Genomic DNA, 7,291 nt, shown 5'->3' on the forward strand with positions numbered 1-7,291 from the left:
AGATACATTTAGCAAAATAATAGATTTAATATCTTCAAATACAAATAAAGCCAGTACAAACTGGCTTCATTCTATTTTATATGAGCAATTTATGGTGCTGCATCCAACTCAACAGGGAGATAGTGCTTCGATTCCAAACCTAACCATTCAGGTAACACAGTACCAATCGAAATCGATGACCAAGTCCCTGAAATTATGCCGATAAACATGGCGATGGCGAAACCTTGTAACGGGGCACCGCCCATCAGCCAAAGTGCCGAAATGGTCATCAAAGTGGTACCTGATGTCACCATTGTACGTGAGAAGGTGGCAATAATGGCTTGGTCATTAATATCTGCGGTTGGCGTCTGCTGCTTCGCTAACAGTAATTCTCGGATACGATCCGAAATAATGATCGAGTCGTTCAATGAATAGCCGAGCACCGCTAAGACTGCGGCAAATACCGTCAAGTTGAATTCCATTTGCGTTATCGCAAAGAAACCCAGTACCAAAATCACGTCATGCAGCAGAGCTAATAGGGCTCCGCTCGCTAAACGCCATTCAAAACGAAAGCTCAAGTAAGCCAGTATTGAGAGCAGACAAATCAACAAAGCGAGTCCGCCTTGATCGATCAACTCTTGTCCAACTTGCGATCCCACCATGCTGTTACTGACAATTTGCACTTGATCTGAGATGTGATGCAGCTCTGTCGCAATGTCTACAGGCGTAGCATCTTCAGCAGCTAATGGATAACGGATCACCCAACGCCCTTCTTCCCCCGAAGGCGTGGCAGAAACCGACTCCCCCAGTACCGGCTGTAATTGATCCATCAGCTGAGACTTGGTCACCGAGTGATTAATGATCGCTTCCGTGACCATCCCGCCGGTGAAATCTAAGCCCATATTCAAGCCTTTGATTGCAAAAGCCCCTAGCGAGATCACCATCAACAAGACCGAAATAATGCCAGTGATGTAGCGAATCGGACGGATTCGAGATTTTAAATAGTCAACCATAGCTTATACCCTCACATCACGACGCGTATCGCGTCCCCAAACCAAATTAATCAATGCTCGTGAAGCGAATACGCCAGTGAACATACTGGTGAGTAGGCCTAAGCCCAAAGTCAAAGCAAAGCCTTGGATAGGACCATTACCAATCGAATACAGAATGACTGCCGTGATCATAGTGGTAATGTTGGCATCTAAAATCGTGCTGAAAGCACTGTCAAAACCAGTATCAATAGCTTGTGCAAAGTTACGCCCTTCACTGAGTTTGTCGCGAATACGTTCAAAGATCAGCACGTTAGTATCCACCGCCATACCCACGGTTAACACCAAACCTGCAATACCTGGTAGGGTCAATACTGCCCCTGGCAATAAAGCAATCAGACCCAACAAACAAGCCATGTTGACCAACAAAGCGACATTTGCCACCCAACCCAAGCGGCGATACCAAAGCGCCATGAAAGTCAGCGTCATCGCCATACCAAGCGCCAAAGCAGCAAAACCGTTGGCAATATTTTCTTCACCCAAAGAAGCACCGATGGTGCGCTCTTCAACAATGGTGACAGGTGCCGTCAGCGAGCCTGCACGCAACAGTAAGGCGAGCTGCTGTGCTTCTTCCATTGAACCTGCGCCCGTAATACGAAATTGGCTCCCCAATTGAGATTGAATGGTGGCAACGCTGATCACTTTCTCACTGCGAACGGTTTCGCCACGCGCATTGGTTTTATATTCGCGATAGACGGTCGCCATCGGTTTGCCAATGTGTTTACCGGAAAAATCACTCATGATTTTGCCGCCTGCGTGATCCAGTGAAATGTTCACCTCAGACATACCCATGTTGTCAACACCCGCACGGGCATTGACGATATGCTCGCCACTCAGCACTGGACGCTTAGCCAGAATCACAGGACGTCCATTGCCATCTTCTAGGATTAAATCGTCGTAACTGCGCGCATCCGTTGGAGATTTTGCTTCATAAAACGCCAAACTTGCGGTCGCACCAATCACATTCTTCGCTTGTGAGGGGTCTTGCACACCGGGCAGCTCGATACGGATCGCATGTTCACCTTGACGTTGAACTAGAGCTTCTGTAATCCCAAGTTCTTCAATCCGATCACGCATGATTTTCAAGTTCTGTTGAATCGTCGCAGTTTGAAACTCGGATTTATTTTGTTGTGATGGCTGAACCTGCAACTGATCTGAGCCTTGACGAATCTCCCAGCCTCGATAATTTTCTTGCAAGTATTTGCGTACATGGCTCAAGGCTTGCGGCTGTTCAGTTTTGACCTCAAAAGCATCATTACCCATCGCTTGTACTGCAACACCGCGCAAACGCTCTGCACGCAGCGAATCTTTTACTGCATCCACCATACTGTCGCGCTGTTCTTGGAAGGCCTTATCGACATCCACATTCAGCAGAAACTGTACGCCCCCGCGTAAATCCAAGCCTAATTTGATGGGTGAAAAACCCAAATTGCCTAGCCACTTTGGCGCAACAGACACATAAGAATACGTGATCGTATCCCCTTCTTTCACAAGCGCATCCAGTGCATTTCTGGCTTGTGATTGCTGCGTTTCGTTGGCAAAAACCAAGGTGGTGTTATCCCCTTGTTGGGTAATTTCATCGGCCTGAATATTTTGCTTATTGAGCAATTGCGTCAGCTCAGGAACGTTGCGTAATACACTCGTTGCATCTTTAGATTGCAACTGAATAGAAGGTTGTTCGCCATACCAAGTAGGAATAGCACTTAAGGTTAGAATGATGATGGTGGTCACCAGAACCACATACTTCCAAGCGGAATAGTGGTTGATCAGGCGTTTCGCCGCCTGATTTTGTGTTTTTTTCTTCATAGTTCCCTCTCAGCCTAAACTGAGTGATTCAACAAGTGACAATGTCACACTAAAAAATGAATGTGGGAACGTTAGAATTGGCTGTTGAGCGCTACATACATAGCGTTACTCTCTTTCCAACCCGCAAGTCGGTGAGAGGAGGTGAAAAAGTCGTAACTTCGGTTGCAATAGTCAGTTGTTGTGACAAAAAGTGGCCGACTGTGAGAAGTGCCTAATTGGGGCTCATCAAAATCAGCGTCCAACGGCAGATCAGATCCACACCCGACGAGAAGACGTTGTGTCGGGGCGTGACGCGAATGATTTAAAATGGCATAAGCACTATGACTAACGTGCGACTGCGAACTCGGTATGGCAGGCTGCGGAGCTGAACTCAAAAGCCAATCAGAGTTAAGTATCGGATTTGCCGAAATGCTGGCTTCTGGACATGCGGAGCTTGTTTCACTTTCCAGCGCATAAGCAAAAACCTGCGCAGGTAGCACCACCGCAAGTAAAGCAAACCAACACTGGATCAGAACACGCAAGTACATGACTTCAGATCTCGCCTCTTAGATAAGTGAGCAGTGTAGGCCGATGCTCAGTGAAGCTCAAGCGAAAAAATGTGATCTAGCGATAGAAAATTTGGCCAGTTTGCACGTTCAGGTAGATCTTATGTGCCTGGCTCAAACCTCCGCAGTAGATAAAATACACCGGCTGCTCTCCGAAAGTGACTGAGCGCACCCAGCCTCCGAGCTCTTCAAAATCTTTGGGCGAGCAATTTCCCTCTTTTAATAAGGTATCGGTTGTAGTCAGGAACTTTTCTTGATGCAAAAGAAAATCATCCGAGCTTTCGATGTAGCCTGTTAAGGTTTTAGTGCGCTCTTCTGGCGTAATCACAGGCGGTTCGACGGTCAATCCTTCTAAGGGGATCCACTCTGCCACTTCAGGCCCACCGTCCTCATACACGTAATAATCCGAAATACGCCCCCATCCCCTTTTTTTTTCAAGCAAATGAACCTTGTCACCACGATAGAGTTGCTTATCAACATCCGGATAAGCATTGGGATCGGGTTGATCACGAATACTTAATGTCACCGCATCGACATAAAAATCCATAATCTCAGGTTTGGCTTCGATAGCGGGAGTTGGCTCTGCAGGAGTCTCAGGCGCAGTTTCAGGTACTTCATTGGCTTTAGCCGCTTCCGCATCCATCTGCGGTTTGAGATAAAACAGATAAAATCCCGCACCTGCTCCACCTAATCCGAGTATCAGCACGAGTAGCATGAGTATTTTTTTCATTTTCTCCCGCTCGTAAAATTTCTCTAGCGCAACGTCATTAATACGAAAATGCGACGAATCTTACTTTCTTATCAATATAGCGGGATATTTGAACAAAGCTTGACCAGAAATCTTCTGATAAAAAGATTTTTTGAAGTAAAGACACACTTCATGCTGCGGTTATGGAAGATCATCCGTCACCGAGTCGCCCAATAGCCCCCCAAAATGAATGCGAGATTTACAATGTAAATGCGGCAGACATCATCGAATTGCCTCTCTTAATCGGATTCTCTGCTGAAAAATTGAGCATGGTTCGTTTATTAACAAACACAAACTATGATCGAGTGCACGAAGTAAAATTCTGGAAGCGAAATCTCATTTGATTCGTTCTATAGTATGCACTCAACGACTTATACATCGAATTATGTACACCTCAGCCCGTAAATATTTCATACAATTTGCCATTGTTGCGTTTGTACTTGGTTTCATTCCTACACTGTATTTCATACATGCTGCTAGCCAGCTTGAGACTCAAGCGGTCAGCAGCGTTGAAAAACAGACTCGCTTACAGCTTGAGTTCAGTCAGCATGACTTGTTACGAATGCTGGAAAGCACACACCAAGCCACCCAACTGTTAGCCAAAAACGACCTTTTATTCACGGCTGTCACCACACCAAGCAAAGAAGCACTCAGTCAACTCAAAACATTGTGGGATGTGACGTTAAGATCGCAAGCGATTTTCTCTTCATTCAGATTGCTGGATAGACAAGGAAAAGAACAACTTAAAGCGATTTACGATGGGCACCAAGTCACCTTTGTTGAATCTGCTCAAACGACAGATCCGTTCAGTCAGCAAATTGTGGCTCAATACGCCCAACTCACGACGCCTCAAGTGTGGGCAACGCAAGTCGCGATGTCAGCAGATACGCCTTCTGGTATGCTGCCGACCTTTCGTTTTGTGACGGGTATTGAGCATCAAGGCCAAAGGCAAGGTTTTCTTGTCGTGACGGTGAAGCTACAGTCTCTCTATCAACGTCTCTCTTTTATTTATGATCAGTTTGATTCACCGGATATTTTGAATTCGGCAGGAGAATTACTGCTCAGTGAACACAAGCCATCCGGTACGCGTTCAACCTCTTCACTCCACTTTTCAGCCCAACACCCAGAGCTTTGGCAAAAAATCCAACTCAACCAACAAGGCTTTGCTCTATCCAATCAAACCTGGTTTAGCTATATCAAAGTGGATCTCAGTTCTGTCTTACCTGACTTTAAACCTTTGGTATTGGTACTGCGCATCAATAAGGCAGAAATAGATAAGACCTACGCAAATGCGCGCTGGGCACTGATGAGTCAAGCGGTGACGGTGTTATCGCTACTCTCTATCATTGCGGCTGGATTTGCGGCATGGAACATCAACCATTTGAAAAATAGCCTTGACAGTAAATTGGCTCGAGCAGCGATGGATGGCATGTCAGCGGTGGTCATTACTGACCGCCAGAATCGCATCATCAAAGTAAACAACGAATTTACCCGCCTAAGTGGTTACACTTTTGAAGATGTCAAAGGTAAGCAGCCGTCCATTTTTGCTTCTGGATTACACAAAGTCGAGTTCTATATGCAGATGTGGAAAGCTCTGCAAGACAATGGCGTATGGGAAGGTGAAGTGATCAACAAACGCAAAGATGGCGAAAGCATCACCGAAATTCTCCGTATTCAAAGCATCCGCGATGAAAACAATGTCATTCAATTCTACGTTGCCTCTTTTGTGGATATTTCACATCGCAAAGCGCTGGAGAATCGCCTGCGTGAGCTGAGCGAAAAAGATGCGTTAACCGATTTGTGGAATCGACGTAAATTCGATCAAACCATCTCTTTAGAGTGCGCTAAGCGTCGCCGTTATCCCGATCAAGCCCAGAGCTGCCTTGCTATCATTGATATCGACCACTTTAAACGCATTAACGACAAATTCGGACACAACGAAGGGGACCTAGTGTTACGGACCGTTGCGAAAGGCATCCAAGATCAGTTACGTGAATCGGATTTTATCGCACGGATTGGCGGAGAAGAGTTTGCCATTATTTTCCCCTACACTTCCATAGAAGAAGCCGAACAAGTACTTAACCGCGTACGCCTGCATATCGCTTCATTACACCATCAACAAGTGACCCTAAGTGGTGGTGTTACCGATGTTTGCACATCGCCCGACCAAAGCTACAAAAGAGCCGATCTGGCTTTATATGAATCCAAAACATCGGGACGCAACCAAATATCAGTACTCACCTCCATGGAAATGCATCACTTTGCGTGATGCAAAATCGATGTATGCAGCAAAGATTATTAGGAGATACCTCACAGCTTGTAGCGATTTTCACTCAGCCTTATCGAGTGTGCGCCTAAGCCCTCCGCTAACTCTTGCGTCTTGTACTACGCTTGATAGGTTGGTTTTACTACAAATATACCCAAACTCATTGGTGTTGCAGGTAGGCGGCAAGTGAATACATTCTCATGTACGTAGACAAACTATGTGACTGGGGGAATGGATATTGCCAACACCACTGCAACTTCAAGGAGGAAGCGGTTAGTCACAGATCGATTCATGGAGACGCTTTATGCAGGACACTTTAACTGTGATTCTCGCAGGTGGAATGGGCTCACGCCTTTCCCCGCTGACGGATGACAGAGCCAAGCCCGCTGTACCTTTTGGTGGAAAATATCGGATTATCGATTTCACCTTAACCAATTGCCTGCATTCTGGATTACGCCGCATCTTGGTGTTAACTCAATACAAATCGCACTCGTTGCATAAACATCTTCGTAATGGCTGGTCCATTTTCAATCCCGAGCTTGGTGAATTCATCACCGTGGTGCCGCCGCAAATGCGTAAGGGAGGAAAATGGTACGAAGGAACCGCCGATGCGCTATTTCACAATATGTGGTTGCTTGCGCGTAGTGAGGCAAAATACGTCGTAGTACTTTCTGGTGATCACATCTATCGCATGGATTATGCCGCCATGCTCGAAGAACACATCAGTAAAAATGCCTCTTTAACCATTGCCTGTATGCAAGTGCCTCGACATGAAGCCTCCGCGTTTGGCGTGATGGCCATTGATGACGACTCTCGTATTACCTGCTTTGTTGAAAAGCCCGCAGATCCCCCTTGTATTCCCAACAGACCCGATCACAGTTTAGCCTCGATGGGGATT

The 7,291-nt window shown here is 46.2% G+C and carries 6 protein-coding genes; 2 read left to right on the forward strand and 4 right to left on the reverse strand.

The features are described from left to right. Positions 1-89: 89 nt before the first annotated feature. From secF to GOU96_RS16350, 4 genes are all read right to left on the reverse strand, one after another. Positions 90-992 carry a protein translocase subunit SecF gene (gene secF / locus GOU96_RS16335; protein WP_000228816.1) on the reverse strand — a complete coding sequence of 301 codons (903 nt, stop codon included), beginning with the start codon at positions 990-992 and terminating at the stop codon, positions 90-92. A gap of 3 nt (positions 993-995) precedes the next feature. Continuing rightward, positions 996-2,834 (reverse strand): protein translocase subunit SecD, encoded by a 1,839-nt coding sequence (gene secD, locus GOU96_RS16340; RefSeq protein ID WP_076007637.1) that lies wholly within the window; start codon positions 2,832-2,834, stop codon positions 996-998. 71 nt (positions 2,835-2,905) lie between these two features. Then, a complete protein-coding gene (locus GOU96_RS16345) occupies positions 2,906-3,361 on the reverse strand; it encodes a hypothetical protein (protein WP_175231641.1) in 456 nt (151 codons plus the stop codon). A 76-nt stretch (positions 3,362-3,437) separates the two neighbouring features. Continuing rightward, positions 3,438-4,094 (reverse strand): hypothetical protein, encoded by a 657-nt coding sequence (locus GOU96_RS16350; RefSeq protein ID WP_230610885.1) that lies wholly within the window; start codon positions 4,092-4,094, stop codon positions 3,438-3,440. 418 nt (positions 4,095-4,512) lie between these two features. On the opposite strand from GOU96_RS16350, the gene GOU96_RS16355 reads away from it, so the two are divergent. Then, positions 4,513-6,396, forward strand: a complete 1,884-nt coding sequence (locus GOU96_RS16355; RefSeq protein ID WP_042989229.1) for a diguanylate cyclase — start codon at positions 4,513-4,515, stop codon at positions 6,394-6,396. A gap of 301 nt (positions 6,397-6,697) precedes the next feature. Next, positions 6,698-7,291 (forward strand): sugar phosphate nucleotidyltransferase (locus GOU96_RS16360; protein WP_324702020.1); only part of this gene is annotated, 594 nt, incomplete at its 3' end.

This window comes from Vibrio sp. R-1 (genome assembly GCF_035615595.1).
Taxonomy (GTDB): domain Bacteria; phylum Pseudomonadota; class Gammaproteobacteria; order Enterobacterales; family Vibrionaceae; genus Vibrio; species Vibrio cholerae.

Excerpts from the sequence above, each read along its gene's own strand:
- secF (WP_000228816.1), bottom strand. The coding sequence starts at position 992 with ATGGTTGACTATTTAAAATCTCGAATCCGTCCGATTCGCTACATCACT.
- secD (WP_076007637.1), bottom strand. The coding sequence starts at position 2,834 with ATGAAGAAAAAAACACAAAATCAGGCGGCGAAACGCCTGATCAACCAC.
- GOU96_RS16345 (WP_175231641.1), bottom strand. The coding sequence starts at position 3,361 with ATGTACTTGCGTGTTCTGATCCAGTGTTGGTTTGCTTTACTTGCGGTG.
- GOU96_RS16350 (WP_230610885.1), bottom strand. The coding sequence starts at position 4,094 with ATGCTACTCGTGCTGATACTCGGATTAGGTGGAGCAGGTGCGGGATTT.
- GOU96_RS16355 (WP_042989229.1), top strand. The coding sequence starts at position 4,513 with ATGTACACCTCAGCCCGTAAATATTTCATACAATTTGCCATTGTTGCG.